General features: G+C 54.9%; 26 protein-coding genes. 12 read left to right on the top strand and 14 right to left on the bottom strand.

The genetic code is table 11. The features are described from left to right. Positions 1 to 209: 209 nt before the first annotated feature. Positions 210 to 785 carry a hypothetical protein gene (locus tag AC2T28_RS20705; protein WP_486750551.1) on the bottom strand — a complete coding sequence of 192 codons (576 nt, stop codon included), beginning with the start codon at positions 783 to 785 and terminating at the stop codon, positions 210 to 212. 119 nt (positions 786 to 904) lie between these two features. After that, a complete protein-coding gene (gene parC, locus AC2T28_RS20700) occupies positions 905 to 3,253 on the bottom strand; it encodes a DNA topoisomerase IV subunit A (protein WP_486750550.1) in 2,349 nt (782 codons plus the stop codon). 258 nt (positions 3,254 to 3,511) lie between these two features. Here parC and AC2T28_RS20695 point away from each other — a divergent pair, with 258 nt between their 5' ends. The 6 genes from AC2T28_RS20695 (at position 3,512) to AC2T28_RS20670 (ending at position 7,800) form a co-directional block, all read left to right on the top strand. Beyond that, positions 3,512 to 4,168, top strand: coding sequence for an SH3 domain-containing protein (locus tag AC2T28_RS20695; protein ID WP_486750549.1), 657 nt, complete (start codon positions 3,512 to 3,514; stop codon positions 4,166 to 4,168). A 43-nt stretch (positions 4,169 to 4,211) separates the two neighbouring features. Then, entirely contained in the window at positions 4,212 to 5,042 is an 831-nt protein-coding gene (locus AC2T28_RS20690) for an SDR family NAD(P)-dependent oxidoreductase (RefSeq protein WP_486750548.1), read from the top strand. A gap of 70 nt (positions 5,043 to 5,112) precedes the next feature. After that, positions 5,113 to 5,319 (top strand): twin transmembrane helix small protein, encoded by a 207-nt coding sequence (locus AC2T28_RS20685; RefSeq protein ID WP_486750547.1) that lies wholly within the window; start codon positions 5,113 to 5,115, stop codon positions 5,317 to 5,319. A gap of 1 nt (position 5,320) precedes the next feature. Then, a complete protein-coding gene (locus AC2T28_RS20680) occupies positions 5,321 to 5,893 on the top strand; it encodes a cob(I)yrinic acid a,c-diamide adenosyltransferase (RefSeq protein WP_486750546.1) in 573 nt (190 codons plus the stop codon). A 219-nt stretch (positions 5,894 to 6,112) separates the two neighbouring features. Then, positions 6,113 to 6,871, top strand: coding sequence for an electron transfer flavoprotein subunit beta/FixA family protein (locus tag AC2T28_RS20675; protein WP_486750545.1), 759 nt, complete (start codon positions 6,113 to 6,115; stop codon positions 6,869 to 6,871). Then, positions 6,871 to 7,800 (top strand): electron transfer flavoprotein subunit alpha/FixB family protein, encoded by a 930-nt coding sequence (locus AC2T28_RS20670; protein ID WP_486750544.1) that lies wholly within the window; start codon positions 6,871 to 6,873, stop codon positions 7,798 to 7,800. The genes AC2T28_RS20675 and AC2T28_RS20670 overlap by 1 nt, the downstream gene beginning before the upstream one ends. A gap of 89 nt (positions 7,801 to 7,889) precedes the next feature. Here the strand turns inward: AC2T28_RS20670 and AC2T28_RS20665 are convergent, their stop codons facing one another. Further along, complete coding sequence (locus AC2T28_RS20665; protein WP_486750543.1) at positions 7,890 to 8,726, bottom strand: DUF6473 family protein; 837 nt, start codon at positions 8,724 to 8,726, stop codon at positions 7,890 to 7,892. 155 nt (positions 8,727 to 8,881) lie between these two features. Here AC2T28_RS20665 and AC2T28_RS20660 point away from each other — a divergent pair, with 155 nt between their 5' ends. After that, positions 8,882 to 9,757 (top strand): 3-hydroxybutyryl-CoA dehydrogenase, encoded by an 876-nt coding sequence (locus AC2T28_RS20660; RefSeq protein WP_486750542.1) that lies wholly within the window; start codon positions 8,882 to 8,884, stop codon positions 9,755 to 9,757. Between the two features lie 90 nt (positions 9,758 to 9,847). Here AC2T28_RS20660 and AC2T28_RS20655 read toward each other — a convergent pair whose 3' ends face one another. The 7 genes from AC2T28_RS20655 to AC2T28_RS20625 are packed head-to-tail and all read right to left on the bottom strand — an operon-like array spanning position 9,848 to position 15,229. Continuing rightward, the gene (locus AC2T28_RS20655; protein WP_486750541.1) at positions 9,848 to 10,741 is read right to left on the bottom strand and encodes a lysophospholipid acyltransferase family protein; all 894 of its coding nucleotides are present in this window, start codon (positions 10,739 to 10,741) and stop codon (positions 9,848 to 9,850) included. Between the two features lie 36 nt (positions 10,742 to 10,777). Then, entirely contained in the window at positions 10,778 to 11,047 is a 270-nt protein-coding gene (locus AC2T28_RS20650; protein ID WP_486750540.1) for an HPr family phosphocarrier protein, read from the bottom strand. Then, on the bottom strand, positions 11,048 to 11,455 hold the full coding sequence (locus tag AC2T28_RS20645) for a PTS sugar transporter subunit IIA (protein ID WP_486750539.1): 408 nt from the start codon (positions 11,453 to 11,455) through the stop codon (positions 11,048 to 11,050). Between the two features lie 15 nt (positions 11,456 to 11,470). After that, positions 11,471 to 12,343, bottom strand: coding sequence for an RNase adapter RapZ (gene rapZ, locus AC2T28_RS20640; RefSeq protein WP_486750538.1), 873 nt, complete (start codon positions 12,341 to 12,343; stop codon positions 11,471 to 11,473). Next, complete coding sequence (locus AC2T28_RS20635) at positions 12,330 to 12,776, bottom strand: HPr kinase/phosphorylase (protein ID WP_486750537.1); 447 nt, start codon at positions 12,774 to 12,776, stop codon at positions 12,330 to 12,332. Before AC2T28_RS20635 ends, rapZ begins: the two co-directional genes overlap by 14 nt. Before the next feature lie 2 nt (positions 12,777 to 12,778). Beyond that, entirely contained in the window at positions 12,779 to 14,488 is a 1,710-nt protein-coding gene (locus AC2T28_RS20630; RefSeq protein ID WP_486750536.1) for a sensor histidine kinase, read from the bottom strand. Between the two features lie 33 nt (positions 14,489 to 14,521). Further along, a complete protein-coding gene (locus tag AC2T28_RS20625) occupies positions 14,522 to 15,229 on the bottom strand; it encodes a response regulator transcription factor (RefSeq protein WP_486750535.1) in 708 nt (235 codons plus the stop codon). Between the two features lie 339 nt (positions 15,230 to 15,568). On the opposite strand from AC2T28_RS20625, the gene AC2T28_RS20620 reads away from it, so the two are divergent. Next, a complete protein-coding gene (locus AC2T28_RS20620) occupies positions 15,569 to 17,167 on the top strand; it encodes a phosphoenolpyruvate carboxykinase (protein ID WP_486750534.1) in 1,599 nt (532 codons plus the stop codon). Between the two features lie 63 nt (positions 17,168 to 17,230). On the opposite strand, the gene AC2T28_RS20615 is transcribed toward AC2T28_RS20620, so the two are convergent. Together AC2T28_RS20615 and AC2T28_RS20610 are read right to left on the bottom strand one after the other, a co-directional pair. Beyond that, positions 17,231 to 17,659 carry a GFA family protein gene (locus AC2T28_RS20615; protein WP_486750533.1) on the bottom strand — a complete coding sequence of 143 codons (429 nt, stop codon included), beginning with the start codon at positions 17,657 to 17,659 and terminating at the stop codon, positions 17,231 to 17,233. A gap of 175 nt (positions 17,660 to 17,834) precedes the next feature. Continuing rightward, a complete protein-coding gene (locus tag AC2T28_RS20610; RefSeq protein ID WP_486750532.1) occupies positions 17,835 to 18,602 on the bottom strand; it encodes a sulfite exporter TauE/SafE family protein in 768 nt (255 codons plus the stop codon). Between the two features lie 167 nt (positions 18,603 to 18,769). Between AC2T28_RS20610 and AC2T28_RS20605 the strand changes: the two genes are divergently transcribed. Beyond that, a complete protein-coding gene (locus AC2T28_RS20605; protein ID WP_486750531.1) occupies positions 18,770 to 20,428 on the top strand; it encodes an acyl-CoA dehydrogenase family protein in 1,659 nt (552 codons plus the stop codon). A 6-nt stretch (positions 20,429 to 20,434) separates the two neighbouring features. Here the strand turns inward: AC2T28_RS20605 and AC2T28_RS20600 are convergent, their stop codons facing one another. Further along, positions 20,435 to 20,860 (bottom strand): hypothetical protein, encoded by a 426-nt coding sequence (locus tag AC2T28_RS20600; RefSeq protein ID WP_486750530.1) that lies wholly within the window; start codon positions 20,858 to 20,860, stop codon positions 20,435 to 20,437. 81 nt (positions 20,861 to 20,941) lie between these two features. Here AC2T28_RS20600 and AC2T28_RS20595 point away from each other — a divergent pair, with 81 nt between their 5' ends. The 3 genes from AC2T28_RS20595 (at position 20,942) to AC2T28_RS20585 (ending at position 22,684) form a co-directional block, all read left to right on the top strand. After that, complete coding sequence (locus AC2T28_RS20595) at positions 20,942 to 21,505, top strand: TetR/AcrR family transcriptional regulator (protein ID WP_486750529.1); 564 nt, start codon at positions 20,942 to 20,944, stop codon at positions 21,503 to 21,505. A gap of 67 nt (positions 21,506 to 21,572) precedes the next feature. Then, the gene (locus tag AC2T28_RS20590) at positions 21,573 to 22,253 is read left to right on the top strand and encodes an SGNH/GDSL hydrolase family protein (RefSeq protein ID WP_486750528.1); all 681 of its coding nucleotides are present in this window, start codon (positions 21,573 to 21,575) and stop codon (positions 22,251 to 22,253) included. Positions 22,254 to 22,279: 26 nt separating this feature from the next. Then, positions 22,280 to 22,684, top strand: a complete 405-nt coding sequence (locus AC2T28_RS20585; protein WP_486750527.1) for an META domain-containing protein — start codon at positions 22,280 to 22,282, stop codon at positions 22,682 to 22,684. On the opposite strand, the gene recO is transcribed toward AC2T28_RS20585, so the two are convergent. After that, positions 22,668 to 23,393 carry a DNA repair protein RecO gene (gene recO / locus AC2T28_RS20580; RefSeq protein WP_486750526.1) on the bottom strand — a complete coding sequence of 242 codons (726 nt, stop codon included), beginning with the start codon at positions 23,391 to 23,393 and terminating at the stop codon, positions 22,668 to 22,670. The two genes, AC2T28_RS20585 and recO, sit on opposite strands and share 17 nt — an antisense overlap. Positions 23,394 to 23,522 lie beyond the last annotated feature (129 nt).

The raw sequence follows: 23,522 nt of genomic DNA, 5'->3' as shown, positions 1-23,522 counted from the left end.
GTTTTACCGTGGTCAACGTGGCCGATGGTGCCGATGTTGACGTGTGGTTTGTTACGTTCGAACTTTTCCTTAGCCATTCTCAAGGCGCCCTTTTTGGTAAATGGGGTCGGCAATCGACCCACTTGTATCATCGCGCGCGACATATTGCCTTTACGCACAAATATCAAGCAATTCGTAATCTAATATTTACTGAAGCTTTGGAACGCGCATCAGCTTGGGGCAGCCGGATCCGCCTCCACGTCGTTTAAGCGTTCACTGAACCAGCCGTTTTCCAGATGCTGTTCAGCAATCCATTCCTCGACCGCATCCACAATGTTGAGAGAAAGCCCGGCAATCTGTTCTTCCTTGGTCCGCGCATGACCCGATCCGAGCAGGGCACTTTCACTGGTGGTGCTTTCGAAGATCTCCATCTGGTGCTTTTTGGCCAGGTATTCCTGCCCGGCAACATCATAAACAAATACGTTCACCACAGCGACACTTTTGGGAGAAACCAGAATCGGCACACCCGGAGGGGCAAGCATGAACCCTTCTAGGCTGATGGCGATGTCGTATTCTTGCGCACCTTCATAGCGGCGCAAACGCGTATCAAGGGCATTCTGCAACTCGGCGGTCCAGTCTGAACCTTGTGCATTGCGTGACAAGGGCCATTTCAGCGCCTTGTCGGTGTATATGTATCCCACACGCATTTTGAATGCGCCCAGATCCTCGGGGGCCTCATCCATAAGGGTTTCACCACAGGCAGCAAGCAGCGAAAACGAAGTCAGGAAAGCTATAAGTCGGATCATATCGGGTCTCTTTTTACGAACGGTCCCAACCTGATAAACTGCGAACATACACTCGGTAAAGCGCCACCCGCATCACATTGGACGCGGGTGGCGCTGGGGTCACAGAGGACTCCTTGGAATTAATCGAATTTGTAAGACCGCGGGAAGCCATAGGGTGGACGCTTGCCAACACCAGCCCGCTTGCCCAGCCACTGGCTGAGATCCTGTTCGTGACGGGTTTTGCCACCGCCCATTTCCCAAGTCAGACCATCGTCCCAATTGAACGTGGTGATATCGCTCAGGCCGCCATCCAACTCCAACGACCCCTGCTTACCCCGCGCCATATTGTACTTCTGCAAGCGCACGCCCTTGCCGCGGGTCAGATCTGGCAGTTCCTCAACTGAAAAGACCAGGAACTTGCCGTTTTCGGACACCACGGCAACGTGATCCCCTGCCACTGGGACACAGATCTTGGCCCGGTCATCATCTTTGACGTTTAGAACCTGTTTGCCGCTACGCGTCTGTGCAACAATTTCTTTTTCAGCGCAGATGAAGCCATTGCCCGCAGAGGACGCCACCAACAGTTTTCCATCCGGGTTGTGAATGAACAAGTCGACGATCTCGACCTCATTCGGAAGGTCCACAATCAAACGCAGGGGTTCACCCATGCCGCGCCCACCCGGCAGATTGGCGGCACTGACGGTGTAGAAGCGACCATTACTACCAAAAGCCAACAAGCGATCGGTGGTTTCTGCATGGAAAATGAAACGCGGGCCATCGCCGTCCTTGAACTTGAGCTCTCGCTTGAGATCGATGTGACCCGTCATTGCCCGGATCCAGCCCATCTGGCTGCAGACAATCGTCACCGGCTCGCGGTCGATCATCGCCTCCAGCGGCACTTCTTCGACTTCACCAGCCTCGGCAAATTGGGTACGACGTGCGCCGCCCTCGTAATTCTTACCAAACTGTTTTTTGGTTGCCTTCAACTGGTCAGAAATGTTGCTCCATTGCAGCTCTTCCGAGGCCAGCAATGCAACCAGACCAGCGCGTTCTTCGCGCAGCGCGTCACGCTCGCGGACCAGCTCCATCTCTTCCAGGCGGCGCAGTGAGCGCAACCGCATGTTCAAAATCGCTTCGGCCTGAACTTCGGACAGCTCCCCCTGCCCTGCGACCGGCGAAACATATTCAGCCTCGGTCAGCGCGCGTGGGTATTCCCGGCTCCAGTCCTCACGAATTAGCGCAGCCTTGGGGTCATCGTCGTAGCGGATAATTTCAATCACCCGGTCCAGATTCAGGAAGGCGATGATAAAGCCCGCCAGCACCTCTAGCCGATGGTCAATCTTTTCCATCCGGTGTTGCGAACGCCGCTGCAATACATCACGACGGTGATCCAAAAAGGCGCGCAGCACCTCTTTCATCGAGCAGACCTTGGGTGTCACGCCGTCAATCAACACGTTCATATTGAGTGAGAATCGCACCTCGAGATCCGAACTGCGGTACATCATGTTCATCAGAACTTCGGGATCGACGTTTTTAGACCGAGGTTCGAGGATAACTCGAATATCTTCGGCCGATTCATCACGGACATCGCCCAAGATCGGAACTTTCTTGGTCTGGATGACTTCCGCTATTTTCTCGATCAGCTTGGACTTTTGCACCTGATAGGGAATTTCAGTGACGACAATTTGCCACTGGCCACGGCCCAGATCCTCGACCTCATACTTACAGCGCAGACGGAACGATCCGCGCCCAGTGCTGTAGGCTTGCGCGATATTCTCTTTTGGCTCAACAATAATGCCGCCAGTGGGGAAATCGGGGCCCGGCACATGGTTCAGCAAGGTATCGTCGCGTGCATCTGGCGTTTTGATCAGATGCAAACAGGCGTCGATCAGCTCGGCAATATTGTGCGGAGGGATATTGGTGGCCATGCCAACCGCAATACCTGCGGCACCATTAGCCAGGATATTCGGGAAAGTGGCAGGAAGAACCGCAGGTTCTGTCAAACGACCATCATAGTTGTCGCGGAAATCTACCGCGTTTTCATTCAACCCCTCCAGCATCGCCTCGGCGATGAAAGTCATCCGCGCTTCGGTGTATCGCGAGGCCGCCGGGTTATCGCCGTCGATGTTGCCAAAGTTACCCTGACCATCCACCAGCGGATAGCGGACGTTGAAATCCTGTGCCAAACGCGCCATCGCGTCATAGATCGCGGCATCACCGTGCGGATGGAAATCCCCCATGGTATCGCCCGAGATCTTCGCCGACTTCAGAAAACCGCCTGCAGAGGTCAATCGCAGACGACTCATTGCATAAAGGATTCGCCGGTGCACCGGCTTCAACCCATCACGCGCGTCTGGCAGCGCCCGGTGCATGATCGTACTAAGCGCATAGGTCAGATAGCGCTCGCCAATCGCTCGGCGCAGGGGTTCAAGGATCTCTCCTCCATCAGGAGAAGAGGGCAAGTCGGTGTGGTCTACCAAGTCGGTCATGGAATGGTGATACTTGCCCGACTGTATTTGGTAAAGCGGCAGCGTTGAAATTCATGCGTTTTGACACACTTCCGGCGAACCCGCTTACCTTTGGGGGAGAAACAGGATGACTCTCCCCTATTTTCCTATAGAGGATCCGCACTACCATTAAAGCTCCGGCAACCTGCTGTCGGTACTGTTAAACTGCCGCCGGATTATTCTAACAGATTTTCTCTGCCCGTATTTTCTCCGTCTACAAATTAATTGGGGGTTAGCGCCATGTCGCGCTTTGTAATGCTATCATTCGCGTTCATGGGTTGGGCGTTTTATGAACTGAGTGGAGGGAGCGATTTCGCCCCACCTGAAAGGCCGCAGCCCGCCCTTGTCTCCCAAACCGAAACGTCAGCAGAATATCAGGTTACTGCGGCCTCTTTGGTGTCGCAGCCAGTCATGCAGCCGGTAAAAAAGCCCGTCTTGAAGCCACGTGTTGCCAACAACACCCGATTACGACCAGATCGACCACTGGCAAATCCTAATCTACGGTCCGAAGTGGCCCTGGCGCAAATTACGGCGCTTGGCAACGATATGAAATTTGGCCTGAACCCGCTTGAAGAGCAGAGCGACGACTCTGGTATTCAGCTGGCTTCACTGTCAGGTGGGCTGGCTACGTTGACTGAAGGACGCGCGAATCCAATTATTGAAACGCCGCAAGCAGATCAGGCGCCAACCACTGCTGACATTCGGCACGTTACAGCTAGCCGAGTGAATATGCGTAGCGGTCCGGGCACCAGCTACCCCGTGATAACACAACTCAAGCAAGACGTCGCAGTCGAAGTGGTCGGCGATAAGAATACAGGATGGTTGCACCTGCGTGTCGTTGAAGGCGAAACAATTGGCTGGATTGCCGCTTCCCTGATCAGCAAGAAACGCCCATAACTCTGCCAGGGTACATTAGGTACAGCAGAGCAAAGAGGCGTTGATGCAAAAATCCATTCTGATTACAGGCTGCTCCTCGGGAATCGGCTTGGACGCTGCGCGAGGCATGCGGGATCGCGGCTGGCAGGTCTTTGCCTCGTGCCGCCAGCAGCGTGACTGTGACCGGCTGAAAGACGAAGGATTTGACAGCCCGCTGATTGACTACACCAACTCCGGAACCATCGCCTCGGGATTACAACAGGTACTAACTGCAACAGGCGGCACCCTGGACGCCCTGTTCAACAATGGCGCACATGGATTGCCTGGCGCTGTTGAGGACCTCCCCACAGAAGCTTTGCGAACTATTTTCGAAGCAAACTTTTTTGGCTGGCACGAACTGACCCGGCAGGTCATCCCGGTGATGCGCGAACAGGGACATGGTCGGATTATACAGAACTCATCGATTCTGGGGTTTGTCTCGTTTCCATGGCGCGGGGCCTATGTCGCCACCAAATATGCCGTCGAAGGCCTGACCGACACGCTTCGCATTGAATTGCGTGACACCGGCATCAACGTGGTCCTGATTGAACCCGGGCCCGTCACCTCCAAAATCCGGGAAAATTCGATCCCCCATTTCGAACGCTTTATTGACTGGAAAAATTCAGCGCTGCGGGATCTATATGAAAAGAGCCTCCTCAAGCGCCTGTACGAAAGTTCGGGCCCCGACACGTTTGAACTCCCCGCCTCGGCCGTTACATCCAAGCTGATTCACGCCTGCGAATCCCGTCGCCCAAGGCCGAGATATTATGTCACGACGCCGACCCATATCGGCGGCCTTCTTAAGCGCATGCTGACTACCCGCGCCACCGATCGAATTCTCGCAAAGCTGCGCTGAAAATCGAGGTCGCTTTCCCGCTCGGCCCGCGATAGACCAATGCACAGAATTTCATAGTCACGAGGGCGTAATGGCTGATTCACTTTTCTATCTGGTTGTTGCTGCAATGGCTTCTGTTGTTGTGGTGTTGGTCATCGGCATTGCGGGCTACGGCAAGGGCGGGGAATTCAACAAGAAACACGGTAACAAGATGATGCGGCTGCGGCTGCTGTTTCAATTTATTGCCGTCTTGCTGATTGTTGCCTACGTTTACCTGCGGAGCCAGGGAGGCCAGTAACATGGTTGTTCTGAACAAGATCTACACCCGCACCGGTGACAGGGGCGACACCGCGCTTGGTAACGGCGAGCGCGTCGCCAAACATGCCGCGCGGGTCAATGCCTATGGCACGTCAGACGAGTTGAACGCCTTTGTCGGCGTTGCCCGACTTGCCGCCAAAGATGATATGGACCAGGCTTTGGCACGCATCCAAAACGATCTGTTCGATCTTGGCGCCGATCTATGCCGCCCTGAAATGGATCTGGATGCCAAGGCCGAGTACCCACCTTTGCGCGTTGTCGCATCACAGATTGACCGGCTTGAAGCCGAAATCGACGAGATGAATAAAGACCTGGCACCCCTTCGCAGTTTTGTACTGCCCGGTGGTTCCCCCCTGTCTGCGCATCTGCATGTCTGCCGCACCGTGGCCCGCCGTGCAGAACGACTGGCGACCGAGCTCGCCACCAGCGAAGACATCAATCCCGCAGCCGTGAAATACCTGAACCGGCTGTCAGATTGGTTTTTTGTTGCATCGCGCGTGGCAAATCAAAATGGCGCAGATGATGTTCTGTGGGTTCCTGGAGCCAACCGGTAACAACAGTCCGGCTATCAGCCCTTCAACTATCGGTATAAATACTTTCGCTGCGCAATATTCTTGCAATGAAGTTGTCCCAAATCAATAAACGCGACGTCGATGATGGAAAACATGACGATTTTGCGCTGTTGTGCTGTGCTATGAGCCGATATCAACATCGCGAGAGCATGAAGGGGAGTCGTTTGCGCGGCTTGCCATTTGTTAAGGAGAGAACGCAAAATGAAGGTACTCGTGCCTGTCAAGCGCGTGATTGATTACAACGTGAAGGTCCGTGTTAAAGCGGATGGAAGCGGTGTCGATCTCGCCAATGTTAAGATGTCGATGAACCCATTTGACGAGATTGCCGTCGAAGAGGCTATCCGCCTGAAAGAGGCTGGTAAGGCAGACGAAATCGTTGCCGTGTCGATCGGTGTTAAACAGGCTCAGGAAACCCTGCGCACGGCGCTTGCCATGGGTGCGGACCGCGCCATTTTGGTTGTCGCTGCAGAAGACGTGCAGACCGACATCGAGCCGCTGGCCGTTGCCAAGATCCTTGCCAAAATTGTTGAAGAAGAGCAGCCCGGTCTGGTTCTGGCCGGCAAGCAAGCCATCGATAACGACATGAACGCCACCGGTCAGATGCTGTCAGCGCTGCTGGGCTGGTCTCAGGGTACGTTCGCATCCGAGCTGGACATCGACGGCGACAGCGCCGTTGTGACCCGCGAAGTCGACGGCGGCTTGCAGACCATCAAAGTTGCAATGCCTGCCATCGTCACTGTTGACCTGCGCCTGAACGAGCCGCGCTATGCGAGCCTTCCAAATATCATGAAGGCCAAGAAAAAGCCGATGGATGCCAAAACTGCCGAAGATTACGGCGTTGATGTCACCCCACGTCTGGAAATTGTGTCGACCACCGAACCTGACACCCGCGCCGCTGGTATCATCGTTGGGTCGGTTGACGAACTGGTTGAGAAACTCAAAGAAGCGGGGGCCGTGTAATGGCTGTTCTTCTCCTTGCTGAAGTAACCGACGGCACGCTGGCGCTGGATGCCACTGCCAAAGCGGTGACTGCTGCCGGTTCGCTGGGCGATATCACTGTGCTTTGTGCTGGCGCAGCTGCAGCTGCCGCCGGTGACGAGGCCGCCAAGATTGCAGGCGTTTCCAAGGTTCTGGTTGCCGAAGACGCATCCTTGGGCCACCGCTTGGCGGAACCCACCGCAGCGCTGATCGCAGGCTTGGCTGGCGATTACGAGCATATCGTTGCCCCAGCCACCACCGATGCCAAAAACGTTCTCCCTCGCGTCGCTGCGCTGCTGGACGTGATGGTGCTGTCCGACGTCTCTGGCGTTGTCGATGGCAACACATTCGAGCGCCCGATCTACGCCGGTAACGCCATCCAGACTGTCAAGTCGTCGGATGCCAAGAAGGTTGTTTCCTTTCGGACTTCAACCTTTGACGCAGCCACTGACGGCGGCTCGGCTTCTGTTGAAACCATTGGCGCTGCTGAAAACCCCGGCCTGTCCGAATGGGTTGAAGACAAGGTTGCAGCAAGCGATCGCCCTGAACTGACGTCGGCTGGCGTGGTTGTGTCCGGTGGTCGTGGAGTTGGCTCCGAAGAAGACTTCAAACTGATCGAAGGCTTGGCTGATAAGCTGGGTGCTGCCGTTGGCGCATCTCGCGCTGCAGTGGATTCTGGTTATGCCCCAAACGACTGGCAGGTTGGCCAGACCGGCAAGGTGGTTGCACCGGACCTGTATGTTGCTGTTGGCATATCAGGCGCGATCCAGCACCTCGCGGGCATGAAAGACTCAAAGGTCATCGTAGCCATCAACAAAGACGAAGAAGCGCCTATTTTCCAGGTTGCTGATTTTGGTTTGGTGGCTGACCTGTTCCAGGCCGTACCGGAGCTGACCGAGAAGCTGGGCTAAACACAAACGGTGCGTGCAAGCACACACCCTACACCAATAGACAACGGCCCGCTGTTTTGCAGCAGGCCGTTTTTTGTAGGCGCTGGCTATCAGCCCTTATCGAGTATCTTGCGCAACTTTGCGGTTGCTTCGTCGGCAATACGCATGTGCTCCATTGGCCCAATCACGTGCCCAGCCGTTGGCAGATCCATCTGCCCCAACACCATTCCGTCAGTATCATCAGCGCTGGCTGCAGTCTGAACCGGAAGTTCAATCACGCCCTTCACCTGCGATCTAAGCGCTTCGACCATTGATCTGTCTACCAGTGTCGGTTCTTGGTCCAGCATTGAGCCTTTGGTGTCCTCGTTGCCCAGGTTGTAGCGCAACCAGAGCAGCACCACCTTTCCATCCAGGCTTTCGATCATACTGCACATACGCGCCACCCAAGCGGTCTGCACTTCATCACGAACCGCACCAAAGCGCTCATCACAGCAACTTTCCAAGCCGGTCAGCATATGTTTGTTGAAATGATACTCTGTGAAGTCCACATCGCTATACAGCTCGCTCAGCGGCGCGCTTGCCTGAAGAAAACGATCATTGCGCCGTGGATGCACGCGATACAGCCGATTCGAGATATTCTGCGCCCCAAGCACCTGCAAAACGGTCAGATCGGCCTCGCTGCCAATCTTCTTTAAAACGCGATCTTGCTCAAAGCTGTCCAGTCCAGCATTCACGCTGCCAAGATTGATACAGCGGTGATCCAGCTGTTCTTCGATCCGCGACACAAAAGGACGCGCAACAAATCGTCCGTAGACTTCGGTCCCGCCCATAAACGCAACATAAGGCGCATCCAGGCCCCTTGCCGGGCCCCTGACCAAAAGTTTAGATTCGCCATAGCGGCATGGTTCGTCCGAAAGCGCTGACGCGCCCGTCAGTTCATAACTCATATTTCCCACCAATTTTTCACCCAAGACCCACTGTGAACTGAGTCTGTTGCCAAAATACTAATGTTAAAATTCGCTTAAATGAGTTGCGAACGGGCTTGTACCCGACGGGCGCTGCTCGGTAAGGTCGCGTCGCAGAAAACCCGAAAGGCCAATCCATGAGCATTCAAAAAATCGGCATTATCGGAGCAGGACAGATGGGTAACGGAATTGCCCATGTGATGGCTCTGGCAGATTACGAAGTCGTGCTGAACGATGTAAGCCAGCAGGCCCTGGACGGTGCCCTAGCCAATATTACCAAGAACTTAGAACGTCAGGTCAGCCGCGAGAAAATATCGGCTGATGCAATGACAGATGCTCTTGCCCGTATCACTCCAACACTGTCTCTGGCTGATGTCGGCGCCACCGATCTTGTAATCGAGGCTGCCACCGAGCGTGAGGAAGTGAAGCAAGCTATTTTCGATCAGCTGCAGCCACATCTCTTGCCACACACCATACTGACCTCGAACACGTCGTCTATTTCTATTACCCGGCTTGCCTCACGCACGGATCGACCCGAGCGCTTTATGGGGTTCCACTTCATGAACCCGGTTCCGGTCATGCAATTGGTCGAACTGATTCGCGGTATTGCAACGGATAAGGAAACCTATAGCGCCTGCCACGCAGTTGTAGAGCGCTTGGGTAAGACCGCAGCCAGTGCCGAAGATTTCCCAGCCTTCATCGTCAATCGAATTCTGATGCCGATGATCAACGAGGCCGTCTATACCCTGTACGAAGGTGTGGGCTCTGTGCAGTCAATCGACCAGTCCATGAAGCTGGGTGCCAATCACCCTATGGGGCCGCTTGAGTTGGCCGACTTCATCGGTCTGGATACCTGTCTTGCCATCATGAACGTGCTGCACGACGGATTGGCCGATACCAAGTACCGACCCTGCCCACTGCTTACTAAATACGTCGAGGCCGGATGGCTTGGTCGCAAGACACAACGCGGGTTCTATGATTACCGGGGGGAAACTCCCGTCCCTACTCGCTAAGACTTAGACAGGAACGCATTTCGCCCAGCACTTTGCGGGGCGAAATCCTGCGCGTCGTGCCTATCCGATTTAGGAAGCGTGTAAAACGCTTTAGGAGTTTTTGCCCAGCGACAAGGTATGCTCGCGAAGCCACGCCATGAAGCCACGAGGATCGCTGCTAAGCCGCTCCATCTGCTCATCGTTCAACACTTCGCCGACAACAGGGGCCTGCGGCTTGTTACAAGAGCGCACAATTTCATGCAGCAACAAACCCTGACGCAAGATTGCGGATATTTTGTTGGCAATCTGATAGGCGCGAGAGTTGCTGCCTGGAAAATACAAAGGCACCACTTTGGCACCAGAGCGTCGAATCAGCTGTGCAGTAAATACATTCCATTCGGCCTCTTGTGCCGGTCCAAACCAAGTTTCAGACGACATCACGACGCCCGAAGGGAACAGCGCCACGACGCCCCCTTCTTTTAGGTGCGCCATCGTCTTGGCCCGCATTTCAACCATCTTGCGCTGCGCTTCGGGATCATGCGGGAATGGGACGGGGATCATGAAAGACGTCGCGGCCTCGTCCAGACCGGTCAACACCGAACGGGTAAGAATGCGATAGTCCTGTCGGACCCGTCCGATGAGATCCGCAAAAATCATCCCGTCGACCATGCCATGTGGATGATTGGCAACCACTACTACAGGGCCGTCTGTGGGAATGTTACGCAGCTGTTCCTGAGGGGTTTTCAGCTCAATTCCCATGACGTCCAACGCACCACGCCAGAACGCCTGCCCACGAAACTTGGCATTTTGCTTCTCGAATTTGTTGACCATACGAAGAATGGTCAGTTTTCCCGTGAACCATTCGATGCTGCGGATTGCCAATGAAGTCCACCGGTCGTCAAAAGAATTGGCATAGGTCAGGGTACGGCGGTCATAGACCTCGCCGTTGCCCTGCCCCGCCTGCTCCAAGCGGTCGCTGTCATTGTCCTGAGCGGTATCCGCCACTGTTCAATTCCCGTTCTATTCAAACGCCGTTCGCGTTTAATACCCTTCGCCAAACTTGTCGGCGACCAAGGTCTCCAACGCATGCGCCAAGGCATCGCAGTCTGGACCCGAAGTTTCGACGTCAATAGTCGTTCCCTTCGAGGCTGCCAACATTAAAAGTCCCATGATGCTATCGCCCGACGCAGACAATCCATCCTTAGATACCTCTGCACTGGCGTCAAAGCCTTCTACAACTTCTACAAGTTTGGCTGAAGCACGGGCATGGAGCCCTTTTTCATTCACAATTTTGAGCGTTTTTTGCGTCATCTAAATCGATTGCTCCCCTTCGGGGCTGATATTCTGAGAGTTGATGTATTTCTTACCCGCTTCCAAAGCTTGACGCACAGCGTCTGCAACAGGCAGGTGACGTGTTTTTGCCAGTTTGATCAGCAGTGGCAAATTGGCTCCGTAAAGAATTCGACGATTGGTGGGTGCGCAAGCTCTTAAACTAAGATTCGAGGGAGAGCCGCCAAACAAATCGGTCACCACAACCACACCAGAACCGCTATCGACTTCATCCGCAGCAGCGCATATTTCCTGCTGCTTGGCTTCCCGGTCATCCTCGGGACTGATAGATATGGCTTTTAGCGATGGCTGTTCACCTACAACATGCTCGACCGCGGCCAGGTATTCACCAGCCAGCCCGCCGTGCGCAACAATCACAATCCCGATCAATCCGGCCTCTCCGTTCTACTGCTGGCCTTGCAGCTCGCGATGTCTAATTGACACCTGCTGGCCATCTTCTGCAAGGGCTTTAGCAAGGGTTTCTGCCAATGTTACCGACCTATGTTGCCCACCAGTACAACCAAAGGCGATTGTCAGGTGCGATTTGCCCTCTTCGCGGTAGGCCGGAAGCAACATCTGCGTCAAATCCGACACACGATCAAAGAACTCCTGGTATCGAGGATCAGCCATGACATAAGACTGCACTTCCTGATCCTGCCCATTCAGAGACCTCAGTTCTTTTTGCCAATAGGGATTCGTCAGGAAACGACAGTCAAAAACCATGTCTACGCTATGTGGAATCCCGCGTTTGTAGGAAAAACTCTGTATCGATAGGGTCAGTGAACGTCCATCCGGTGCAAACCAGTGCTCTATCTCGGCCTTCAGCTGATGCACATTCAAATCAGAGGTATCTAACAACATGTCCGCGCGATCGCGAATTGGTCGCATCAGATCCAGTTCACGGCGAACGCCAATCTCTGGTGTTTCAGCCGGTGCTAATGGATGTCGACGGCGGGTTTCTGAATAACGTCGCAACAATACTTCTGGCCTGGCATCCAGGTACAGCACCGTTAAAGCCGCGTGCTGATATCCCTCTAGGATTGCAATCAGATCCAGTAGAGATTCAGTGGAAAAATCGCGATTTCGACTATCCAGCCCTAATGCCATTGGCGACTTCATCTCATCTGTCAGGACCAGACGCGGCAGTAGCCGCAGCGGTAGATTATCTATCGCCTCGAACCCCAAGTCCTCAAGCACATTGATTGCACTAGATCGGCCGGCGCCTGATGGCCCCGTCACCAGCACCAAAGGCATCAAAGTTTCACTACGTCCTTGCATCGGGATCCTGCCGTCCAACCTTGAGGTATTGTAGCAGAGCTGGTGCAAAATAGGCAGCATCAAGTCGATGCAGCAACGTCACCTTCTGGCCTAGAATTTCGACATGACGGACTGGTGGCAGTCGCTCAGTTTCTGGCGTATCCAAGTCAACTTTTGCGCATATATCGGTCTGGCGGTACACTTCGGCCCGCAGCAAGCCCAGACCACGGGCCTCGATCAATCCGACAGTTGGCTCAGGTGCACGTGCAACCAGCACACCTCGCTGTAGGGAGATAAGCACTCTGTCATCTGCGACCAGCGTTGCGCCCATAGACATAAGCGACAGTGCCAGGGTCGACTTACCACTTCCAGAGGCCCCGCTAATAAGCAAGCCACGATTGTTCAGGGTTATACAGGTGGCATGTAGGCACAGATCTTTGCTGCCAACGCTCATGACTACACCGGCAGGCCTACCACAAACCGAGCCCCAAGAGGTTCTGACATCAGATCAACCTCGGTTGGGCGAATGTTCTCAGCCCAGACCACACCGCCGTGAGCTTCAACAATTTGCTTCGAAATCGCCAAGCCCAAGCCAGAGTTGTTGCCAAAGTGCTCTTCTGGTCGTTGCGAATAGAACCTTTTAAAGATCTTGCTCAGGGCTTGGTCAGGTATACCCGGACCAGTGTCCTCGACCACAATCAGCACCCGGTTGGCCCGGCGTCGCGCCCAAACCCGAATGGCGTCACCTTCATCACAGAAGGAAATTGCATTGGTAATCAGGTTGACAAACACCTGCGCCAGTCGCGCTTCGAGTCCGGTAATCATGATCGGCCCCTCGGCCAGATCAGTGATATAGTCGATCCCTTTGGCACGGGCATCTTCACCAAGATACTGATTCAGATTGCTCATCATCTGCAGTAGATCAAAACTCTCTTCTTCTTCTTTGACCAACTCGGCATCCAACCGTGAAGCATTTGAAATATCGCTCACCAGACGATCCAGTCGACGCACATCGTGCTCGATCACTTCCAGAAGTTTCTCCCGCTGATCGTCACGCTTGACAATGCGCATTGTACCAACCGCTGACTGCAAGCTAGCCAATGGGTTTTTGATCTCATGGGCAACATCAGCTGCAAATTGTTCGTTACTGTCGATACGACTGTACAGAGCTTTGACCATCCCGCGCAAAGCGCGGCTCAATCGACCAATTTCATCAGGTCGCGCGGATAGGTCTGGAATGCGAATACGGCCAGGTTGTACTTTGCGTGAATCCCGATCGCGACCAAGTTCCGCTGCTTCAGCCAAATCCGCCAGAGGGTTAGCTATGGTCGAGGCCAAAACCAAGGACAGGCCAACAGAGACCAGCAGCGCGATAACAAACATCTGCAGAACCCGCTCTCGCTCACTGCGGACAAAAGCATCAACTTCACCGGTAGGTGATGCAACGGCGACCACACCAATGGGCTGGCCATGTTGCAAAATTGGGGTGGCAGCCGAGAACACGGTGCCTCCGGCAGTATCGACAACGGATTCAACCTTGGTGCCATCCAACAAAGCCTGGGCCACCAGGTTACGCAGTTGATTTTCCAGAGTGTCAGGTTCAGTTGTTCGCTCTGATGGCAGAATCCGTTCTACGGCTGCCCACATGGCTGATAGTCCGTCACTAATCAGCGTCGGACCAGATTGGCTACCATTCAGATGGTCCAGAGCTTCAACGTCCGAATCGCCTTTGGTCTGACCAATGAGGTTTTCTTCTGCATCAAAGACAAGAACTTCAACACCTGTGCGCAGGCTCAGTCCAGACAATGTGTTGTCGACGTCTATACCATCACCTGTCGCCAGACTCACCGGACCACTGACGGGTAGCTGAGCTTCAAAGACATCTGCGATCAGGCGAGCTTCTCCAACCAAAGCACCAGCGCGTTGCAGCACAAGACTTTGACGCGAAGAGTTCAGATAGAGAATACCCGCAACCAAGATGATCAGTGCGATCAGATTGAAGGTGATGATTTTCCGGGTCAGCGGTGACCCTTTAAGTGAAAACAGGCCCCGACGAGCCCGCTTTGCTTGCATTTCCTGCGCAACGGTATTCTCTGGGGCGACCCAATCATCGCCCAGAACAACATCACCGTCGTGCTGGTTCTGTATCATGCCAGTGTCGCGCATTTGCGCCCTTCCACCAAGACCCACTAGGGTCGCTTATTCTTCGTTATACCGATACCCGATACCATACAGTGTCTCGATAGCCGAAAAATCAGCGTCTGCACTGCGCATCTTTTTGCGTAACCGCTTGATATGGCTATCTATTGTGCGATCATCTACATAGACTTGGTCATCATAAGCGACATCCATCAGCTGGTCACGGCTTTTAACAAAGCCCGGACGCTGGGCCAGCGCTTGCAACAGCAGGAACTCGGTCACTGTTAGCGAGACATCTTTGCCCTTCCAGCTGACCGAATGGCGCAATGGATCCATGCGCAGCTCACCACGTTCCATCACTTTGGTTTCTGTCGCAGGCGTAGTCCCCTCGGCATCACCGTTGATGGCTTCCTGACGGCGCAACAAAGAGCGAATACGCTCTACCAGCAAGCGTTGAGAGAAAGGTTTTTTGACATAGTCATCCGCGCCCATGCGCAGGCCTAAAACCTCGTCAATCTCATCATCCTTGGAGGTGAGGAAGATCACTGGCATTTGTGATTTCTGCCGCAACCGCTGCAGCAGGTCCATGCCGTCCATACGCGGCATCTTGATGTCCAGCACTGCCATATCCGGCAGTTTTTTGTTGAAGGCGTCTAACGCCGCCTGGCCATCGTTATATGTTTCAACTTCAAAACCTTCGGCTTCGAGTGTCATTGAGACGGATGTCAGGATATTCCGATCATCGTCAACCAACGCAATTTTTGACATCTTTAAGTGCCCCTAATCTGCTCTGAACTGCTTATTTTTTGCCCTATTCATCGCGGTTCTGCCGGTCCGAATCAATCCCCATTAACGAATCGCGGCAATGCTGCGTCCTAATTGAGACAAAAATGCCTTAATAACGGTTAACTGACCGCCTTGGATTTGGGCAGCTAAGCAATGGTTGCGCTAAAAGTTGGTGTGATGGCGCTAACTGCGTCAAACCTTCCTGTTCATGCCCCAAAACACCGTGTTAAGACCCCGGCCAACGGCCAAGCGGTCGTTACCATTGCCCCACGGCGGGATCACATTTGCCAGTGACCCTCGCCGCCAAAGGAGAGAGAACACATGACATCTGGACGGGTTAACCCGAACTTCCGCCTCGAAAATCAGGGCATCGAGGGACTGGGAAATGTCTATTATAACTTCTTAGAGCCTGCGCTGGTCGAAACAGCGCTGCAGCGTGGTGAGGGTACTTTGGGTAAAGGCGGCGCGTTTCTCGTCACCACCGGAAAATTCACTGGCCGTTCGCCCAAGGACAAACATGTCGTCAAGACAGACAGCGTAAAAGACACCATCTGGTGGGAAAATAACGCTGCGATGTCGCCCGAAGGGTTCGATGCGCTTTATACGGACATGCTGGAGCACATGAAGGGCAAGGACTACTTTGTTCAGGATCTGGTGGGCGGTGCGGATCCCAAACACTCGATCAATGTCCGCATGGTCACCGAGCTTGCCTGGCACGGTCTATTCATCCGCACCATGTTGCGCCGTCCCGATCGCGAAGACCTGAACGACTTCATTTCAGATTTTACCGTCATCAATTGCCCAAGCTTCCAGGCTGATCCGGCCAAGCACAACTGCCGTTCGGAAACCGTGATCGCGATGAATTTTGATCGCAAGATGATCCTGATCGGTGGTACCGAATATGCCGGTGAAAACAAGAAGTCGGTCTTCTCGCTGCTGAACTACCTGCTGCCCGAAAAAGGCATCATGCCGATGCACTGCTCGGCCAACCACGCCACAGGCAACCCGGTTGATACTGCGGTCTTCTTTGGTCTGTCCGGCACCGGCAAAACCACCCTGTCCGCTGACCCGGCCCGCACACTGATCGGCGATGACGAACACGGCTGGTCCGACAACGGCACCTTCAACTTTGAAGGCGGCTGCTATGCCAAAACCATCAACCTCAACCCCGAGGCTGAGCCCGAGATCTATGCCACAACATCCAAGTTTGGCACGGTCATCGAGAACATGGTGTTCGATCCGGAAACCAAAGAGCTGGATTTCAACGACGACAGCCTGACAGCCAACATGCGCTGCGCCTACCCGCTGCACTACATTTCCAACGCATCTGAAAGCGCAACCGGCGGCCACCCCAAAAACATCATCATGTTGACCTGTGATGCCTTTGGGGTACTGCCTCCGATTGCCCGCCTGACCCCAGCGCAGGCGATGTATCACTTCTTGTCCGGCTTCACCTCGAAGGTTGCTGGAACAGAGCGTGGCGTAACCGAGCCAGAACCAACATTCTCAACCTGCTTTGGTGCACCGTTCATGCCACGTCGCCCCGAGGTTTACGGCAACCTGCTACGTGAAAAAATCGCTGAGCATGGCGCGACCTGCTGGCTGGTGAACACCGGCTGGACCGGTGGAGCCTACGGTATCGGCTCGCGTATGCCTATCCGCGCGACCCGCGCTCTGCTAACCGCAGCTCTGAACGGATCGCTGGCTGAAACTGAGTTCCGCAAGGATAGCAACTTCGGCTTTGACGTGCCGGTATCTGCGCCTGGTGTAGCTGAGGTCCTGCTGGATCCACGTCGCACCTGGGATGATCAGGCCGCCTATGACACTCAGGCCGCTAAGCTGGTTCAGATGTTCTCAGATAACTTCAAGCAGTATCTCCCGCATATCGATGACGATGTGAAAGCCGCTGCAATCGGCTGATTCCGTCCAATCACACACAAAAGGCCCCGAATATTCGGGGCCTCTTCGTTTCTGCCACAAATCCTACTCAGGCACGGTATCACCACTGCCGCCCAACTCGGCGGGAAAGTCGCGGAGCTTGGGCAATCCGTCTTTGATCGGCAAAACCGTTTCAGCATAGTTGACATGCAGCCCCGGCTCAAATTTCTGGGTCGGGATGGTGGCGGCATAAACATCAACCAGCCCAAACCCCTTGTGACCCGTCATCACATGGCCACCGCATAGGGCACAGAACTGGCGCTGGCTGCTTTCATTCTTTTCAAACATGGTTAGATGCTCGGCGCCCTTGGTCACCGACACCGCTTCGGGCTTCCACAGAGTAAAAGCGTTCACCGGACCAGCCGACCACGACCGGCAGGATTCGCAATGGCAATAGCCCATTGCCTCGGGGGCGCCCTTTACTTCGATTGCAACAGCCCCGCAAAAACATTGCCCTTGTTGAACATCAGACATCTGTCACCTCATGAACTCATTACTGACACCCACCAATCTGTTTCAAACACAGATCAGTGGTACAATTCGATGTAGCGCTGTTTTGAGGATTGGTTCGTGCAAACACACTCCCTGCACAGAAAGTGACTGTTATGCCCTTATTCGACCTGAAACCGAACGTTCTACCGTAGCGTCCTCAGCCAAACACACCACGCCGGACTAGGTTCAACCCGGCCACAGCCAAGATCACCAACGTCGCTTTTTTGAACGTCGCCTGATCAATCCGGTCGTGCCAGCGCACCCCAGCCCACATGCCCACTAACGCTGGTGGAAGCAGCGCCAGCGACAATGGTAGCGTTTCAGCCCGCAGCACACCAGATCCGGTATGTGCAAACAGCAACGCAACTGCGCCCAAACCATAGATCACCCCCTGTACCCGGACATGTTCGCCCTTGGGCGTATCCAAAGCTGTCAGATAGGCCACAGTTGGCGGCCCCCAGACCCCAGACAGACCACCGATAAACCCTGCAAAGGCCCCAACCCCTGCCTCGACCCGAACCGAAGGTTTGGACAAGTGGAACCGAACCCCAAAAAGCTGCAAACAGGCAAAGAAGGTGATCGGCACGCCAAGGATCAGGAGGAAAGTCTGCGGCGACAACATACGTACCATCTGCGCACTGCTCAGCAGGAACACCAGCCCGACCAGCAGAAACACCCGAAACCGTTTTATCGAGCCCCAAGCTGCGCGCCAGCCTTGCCGCAAGGCCTGCAGCCCATTGGTAGCGACCGTGGCCATGATCAGCCCCGCCAGTGCCAATTCGGGGCTCAGAAACATACTCAGGCCAGAAATCAGGATCATCGGCATGCCGAATCCAACCATCCCCTTGATCACACCGGCCACCAGGGCAACGGCGAAAGCGGCGGTCAATTGTGAGGGGGAAAGCAGCAAAAACAATGTATCCATAATCCCCTGTAGCACATCCAATATGCTCTGCACTGCCTATTTCACCACGCAAGAATCGAACGCAATGCCGCAGTGCGGCGTATTTTTGTTGCGCTGAAAATGCAAACTGCTTACCACCTAACGGCAACACCTATGTGATTCATCGCTTCGACGGACAGGACCTGACTATGACACCGACACTTCTTCCCGACCTGCTGGCGCTGACCGCAGCTTCCCTGGCTCCGGTAGAGCTGGTTTTCGAGGCTGCACGCAGCGCCGTCAAAGACATGGTCACGCAAGATGGGCGCGTGTCGGGGCAGCTGGTTGAACAAAACCAAACCGCCGCACACGGGTTATCTTGGCTGGCAACCTATCAGCAGAGTCTGGTGCAAATGCAAAAATGGGCCGAGCGGCTGCAAGAGGATGGGAAGTTCGGCGAGATCGAACAGTTGATCCATCAAATCGCCTTTGGTGAATACCTTTGGCAGATCTACGGCGGTATTCAGATGAACCAGGGCGAGGTTGTCCGCCTTCAGGACATGGGTCTGCAACAGGACGACATGCGCGCGCTGATGGAACCCGCTGTCATGGCGCTGACCCAAGGCGGCAACACCCAAGCTGCTCGCACTCGACTGGTGGAGCTCATGCAAGAGCAATCGGCCAACCTCACCACTGGTGCCACAGGTTTGGATGACGAGCTGGAAATGATCCGCGAACAGTTCCGTCGCTTTTCCGTGGATCGGGTCGAACCGCATGCCCACGACTGGCATCTCAAGGACGAATTGATCCCGATGGAGATCATCGATGAACTGGCCGAGATGGGTGTCTTTGGCCTGACTATCCCCGAAGAGTTCGGCGGTTTTGGCCTATCCAAGGCCTCGATGGTTGTGGTCTCGGAAGAATTGTCACGTGGTTACATTGGTGTAGGATCATTGGGCACCCGCAGCGAGATCGCGGCCGAGCTGATCATCTGTGGCGGCACGGATGAACAAAAGCAAAACTGGCTGCCAAAGATCGCCAGCGCCGAAATCCTGCCTACAGCAGTTTTTACCGAGCCCAACACTGGATCAGACCTTGGCAGATTGCGCACCCGCGCGGTCAAGGATGCCAATGGCAATTACACCGTCACTGGCAACAAGACATGGATCACCCACGCCGCGCGTACCCATGTAATGACCCTACTGGCCCGAACCGATCCAGAAACCACTGACCATCGGGGTCTTTCCATGTTCCTGGCTGAAAAGACCCCGGGCAGCGAAGACAACCCCTTCCCCACCGAAGGCATGACCGGCGGCGAGATCGAGGTGCTGGGCTATCGCGGCATGAAGGAATACGAGCTGGGCTTTGATGGCTTCCAGGTCAAAGGTGAAAACCTGTTGGGTGGCGAAGAAGGCAAAGGCTTCAAGCAGTTGATGGAGACCTTTGAGAGCGCCCGCATCCAAACCGCCGCTCGTGCGATTGGCGTTGCGCAGTCAGCGCTGGATATCGCCACACAATATGCGCAGGACCGCAAACAGTTTGGAAAATCGCTGATCGAGTTCCCCCGCGTGTCAGGCAAGCTGGCAATGATGGCGGTGGAGATCATGATCGCCCGCCAACTGACCTATTTTTCGGCTTGGGAAAAGGACAACGGGCATCGCTGCGATCTTGAGGCCGGTATGGCCAAATTGCTTGGTGCCCGTGTTGCCTGGGCTGCGGCTGACAATGGCTTGCAGATCCACGGTGGCAACGGCTTTGCCACTGAATACAAGATCTCTCGCGTCTTGTGCGACGCCCGTATTCTCAACATCTTTGAGGGCGCCGCCGAGATTCAGGCGCAGGTCATTGCGCGCCGTTTGCTAAGCTAAGCCAGATCACTTTACAGCAACCGATTGCCCGGCCAATGTGCTGGGCTTTCTTGCGCGCGGGTGTCGCCATTGCCCAAACATCATCACCGCAGGAATGCCGGTAAAGATAATCCACTGCGGCATCGGCCACAGGGTTCCAAGCAGGGTCAGACCGTAAAGGATGAACAGGGCCGAGAAGCCCAACTGTGTAGCAATGACCATGGCATTTAGCGCCGGGTTATTGTTTCGGCTCAACCAGCCAATCGCAATCGCAAGCAGGATTAGGATCCAGGTGATTGCGTGCCAAATCACTGCCCCAACCCCACGGACAACAGGTGACAGCTCGCTGGCCTGAATAGGCGCGTGCACCTCGGGGCCTCCGGCAAAAACGTGGATCAAAACCGTCAACCACATAAGCCCAGCCGCAACGACATAATAGTAGTTAGTTCGCATGATGTTTCTCCGATTCCATACGGTAGCGTATGGAAATCAGAATCCCTTGCCAATGTCCATACGGCTCCGTATGTTTTCTTTATGACAAAACCACGCCTTACCCCTGTTGACTGGATATTTGCCGGGTTCAATGCCCTAGGCCAAGCAGGCCCCTCGGCGCTCAAGGCCGAGGTGTTGGCGCGCCGGCTGGGCACTTCCAAGGGCTCGTTCTACTGGCACTTTGCCGATGTCCCCACCTATCACGCATCAATGATGGACCTGTGGGAACAACGCGCTGTCACCGATATCATTAAAGATCTCGAGAGCATTACTGATCCAAGAGAGCGGCTCCGCGCCTTGGCCAAAGTTGCGACCTACACGCCCGAAGGGCTGGAGCCACACCATCAGGTCGAGGCCGCAATTCGCGCCTGGGCACGCTCGGCCCCTTTGGTGCAGGAAACGGTACAACGGGTCGATAGCCAACGCATGGACTATCTGAATGCACTGTTTGCCGAGGCAGGTATCCCCGCGGATCCATATGCGCGGATCACCTATGCAACCTATGTCGGGCTTGAAGAACTGCCAAAGCCCGATCAGCAATCAAAAGACGACATGAGCGAGTTGATCGAGCTCATCTTGGAGAAGTTTCCAGCACCTCGCTCATAAGCTCAGGAAAGACACTGTTTCTACCCGCAGGTGTTCTCAGCTGAACCGAATCCCGCTATGAAGCCTCATGTCTTTTGTTGTCCGTCTTTTCGCCATGATGGCCCTGCTATCCGGCTGCGTCGCCTCCGCTCCCAGTAATACCACCCCACGTATTTTGACGATGGGGGATTCCCTGTTGGCCTGGCACTCTCTCAGCGGAAAGTCCGTGTCCGACGCGGTTGCGCGCAACCTAAATGAACCTATCGTTGACCGCTCGGTCTCGGCCGCGCGCATCATCTATCGCCTGCCAATTTCGGGCAGTGCAGGGCTAAACATCCGCAAGCAATATAAACCCGGTGACTGGGATTGGATCATCATCAATGGCGGCGGCAATGATCTTTGGCTCGGCTGCGGCTGTGTGGCCTGTGACCGAAAGCTGGACAAAATGATCAGCGCTGATGGCCACAAGGGCGCGATCCCCGGCATGCTGGCAGAGCTGCGCCAAACCGGTGCCAAGATCATTTATGTCGGATATCTGCGCAGCCCGGGTGTTGGCTCCCCTATCGAAAACTGCCGTGATGAAGGCGACACGCTGGAGCAGCGCGTGACCAAACTGGCTGACACAGACGATGGCATCTACTTCCTGTCGCTCGCTGATCTAGTTCCCCATGGCGACCGCAGCTATCACGCTCTGGACATGATCCACCCATCGATCAAGGCAAGCTCAGCCATCGGCAACAGGATCGCCGAAGTTATCCGCAGCGAATAACAACGGATGGATCCGAGGCTTACATCATGAGCGCAGCACGCCCCCTCAGCCTATTAGCGCTGGCCAGCCTCAGCCTCATCTCCTGTCGCGGCGATGAAACAGTCACGGCCTATGGGGCTGCCGAAATTGAATGGACGCTGCAAGAAATTGATGGATCGCCCTTTGGCGCTGATGCATCCCTGCATTTCCCAGAGCCGGGTAAGATCGTAGGGCAAGCCCCCTGCAACCGCTTTAGCGCCACCATGGATGCCCCCTACCCCTGGTTCGAGATCCAGGACCTGATCCTCACCCGCATGACCTGTCAGGCGCAAAATGCTGAAAAATTATTCTTACGTACTCTGCAAGACATGACCCTCTCAGAGGTCTCCGGCCAAATCATGATCTTAAGCAATACCGATGGTCATGAGATGTTGTTCAAAGCCGCCGACTAAAGGCATCAACAAAGCGCCCCCGCGCCTCGGGAAGCGGGCGATGTCCAAGCGAGGGCGCCAGCCGCGCCTCAAGGAAGAAACCGGTTGTACGCAGTCCTTGCGCTATTTCGCCGTCGTCGGCTTCTCCCTCGCTACGTAGAACTGGCGGCAATGGCAACAGGCGGCTTGACCACTCACCTGCACCTTCAGCACAAACCGCACGCCCTGATTTTGGCGAAACATAGACCAAGCCCTCGGTCGCCCCAGTCACGGCACAGGCGCTAAGGTCCAAGCCAAACCCCATCTCTTCGAGCAGCGCCATTTCCCAGTGCAGATAGGCCAGTGGCCACAGCTCCTCTTGCTCCAGCAAATCCAGCAGCCGTTCAGACCTGGTATAGAGATCCGCATGTGGCTCTCTCTCAGGCAGGCAGAACGACAACAGCGCAGTGACCGCGTTTAATCCGGCCAGCGCCAGTCGGCCCGACATAGCCGCCGCCGCACGGCTGCGCAGGGGTTCGGCCTGATAGTGCCCCAAGTGATCTTCTAGCCGCGCCCGCCAGATCAAATCTAGCTGCGCCCCAGGCTGCAAAACAGGCGCCAGCTTACGACTGGTGCCCCCACGCACCACACCTGCATGACGACCGTGCTCTTCGGTGAATACATCTATGATCGCCGAACTTTCACCATGGCGGCGCAGGCTCAACAAAATGCCGTGATCACGCCATTCCACTGGCTGCCCTCCCTGGTTGATTGGTAGTGTTGCGCCAACAGACCGCAAGCATCGGCAAATCACAAGACACCTCTTGAATGCGGCCCTCTGCTGCCTATTTAAAATTAACATCTTTGTTAATTAGGAAAA

It is taken from the genome of Parasedimentitalea nitratireducens (genome assembly GCF_057444295.1).
Note: the sequence above shows the minus strand (reverse complement) of the source record. Positions and strands in the feature narration are given on the sequence as shown.

What these genes read in the sequence shown, in the direction of transcription:
- AC2T28_RS20705 (WP_486750551.1), bottom strand. Translation starts at nt 785, where the DNA reads ATGATCCGACTTATAGCTTTCCTGACTTCGTTTTCGCTGCTTGCTGCC.
- parC (WP_486750550.1), bottom strand. Translation starts at nt 3,253, where the DNA reads ATGACCGACTTGGTAGACCACACCGACTTGCCCTCTTCTCCTGATGGA.
- AC2T28_RS20695 (WP_486750549.1), top strand. Translation starts at nt 3,512, where the DNA reads ATGTCGCGCTTTGTAATGCTATCATTCGCGTTCATGGGTTGGGCGTTT.
- AC2T28_RS20690 (WP_486750548.1), top strand. Translation starts at nt 4,212, where the DNA reads ATGCAAAAATCCATTCTGATTACAGGCTGCTCCTCGGGAATCGGCTTG.
- AC2T28_RS20685 (WP_486750547.1), top strand. Translation starts at nt 5,113, where the DNA reads ATGGCTGATTCACTTTTCTATCTGGTTGTTGCTGCAATGGCTTCTGTT.
- AC2T28_RS20680 (WP_486750546.1), top strand. Translation starts at nt 5,321, where the DNA reads ATGGTTGTTCTGAACAAGATCTACACCCGCACCGGTGACAGGGGCGAC.
- AC2T28_RS20675 (WP_486750545.1), top strand. Translation starts at nt 6,113, where the DNA reads ATGAAGGTACTCGTGCCTGTCAAGCGCGTGATTGATTACAACGTGAAG.
- AC2T28_RS20670 (WP_486750544.1), top strand. Translation starts at nt 6,871, where the DNA reads ATGGCTGTTCTTCTCCTTGCTGAAGTAACCGACGGCACGCTGGCGCTG.
- AC2T28_RS20665 (WP_486750543.1), bottom strand. Translation starts at nt 8,726, where the DNA reads ATGAGTTATGAACTGACGGGCGCGTCAGCGCTTTCGGACGAACCATGC.
- AC2T28_RS20660 (WP_486750542.1), top strand. Translation starts at nt 8,882, where the DNA reads ATGAGCATTCAAAAAATCGGCATTATCGGAGCAGGACAGATGGGTAAC.
- AC2T28_RS20650 (WP_486750540.1), bottom strand. Translation starts at nt 11,047, where the DNA reads ATGACGCAAAAAACGCTCAAAATTGTGAATGAAAAAGGGCTCCATGCC.
- rapZ (WP_486750538.1), bottom strand. Translation starts at nt 12,343, where the DNA reads ATGCAAGGACGTAGTGAAACTTTGATGCCTTTGGTGCTGGTGACGGGG.
- AC2T28_RS20635 (WP_486750537.1), bottom strand. Translation starts at nt 12,776, where the DNA reads ATGAGCGTTGGCAGCAAAGATCTGTGCCTACATGCCACCTGTATAACC.
- AC2T28_RS20630 (WP_486750536.1), bottom strand. Translation starts at nt 14,488, where the DNA reads ATGCGCGACACTGGCATGATACAGAACCAGCACGACGGTGATGTTGTT.
- AC2T28_RS20625 (WP_486750535.1), bottom strand. Translation starts at nt 15,229, where the DNA reads ATGTCAAAAATTGCGTTGGTTGACGATGATCGGAATATCCTGACATCC.
- AC2T28_RS20620 (WP_486750534.1), top strand. Translation starts at nt 15,569, where the DNA reads ATGACATCTGGACGGGTTAACCCGAACTTCCGCCTCGAAAATCAGGGC.
- AC2T28_RS20615 (WP_486750533.1), bottom strand. Translation starts at nt 17,659, where the DNA reads ATGTCTGATGTTCAACAAGGGCAATGTTTTTGCGGGGCTGTTGCAATC.
- AC2T28_RS20610 (WP_486750532.1), bottom strand. Translation starts at nt 18,602, where the DNA reads ATGGATACATTGTTTTTGCTGCTTTCCCCCTCACAATTGACCGCCGCT.
- AC2T28_RS20605 (WP_486750531.1), top strand. Translation starts at nt 18,770, where the DNA reads ATGACACCGACACTTCTTCCCGACCTGCTGGCGCTGACCGCAGCTTCC.
- AC2T28_RS20600 (WP_486750530.1), bottom strand. Translation starts at nt 20,860, where the DNA reads ATGCGAACTAACTACTATTATGTCGTTGCGGCTGGGCTTATGTGGTTG.
- AC2T28_RS20595 (WP_486750529.1), top strand. Translation starts at nt 20,942, where the DNA reads ATGACAAAACCACGCCTTACCCCTGTTGACTGGATATTTGCCGGGTTC.
- AC2T28_RS20590 (WP_486750528.1), top strand. Translation starts at nt 21,573, where the DNA reads ATGTCTTTTGTTGTCCGTCTTTTCGCCATGATGGCCCTGCTATCCGGC.
- AC2T28_RS20585 (WP_486750527.1), top strand. Translation starts at nt 22,280, where the DNA reads ATGAGCGCAGCACGCCCCCTCAGCCTATTAGCGCTGGCCAGCCTCAGC.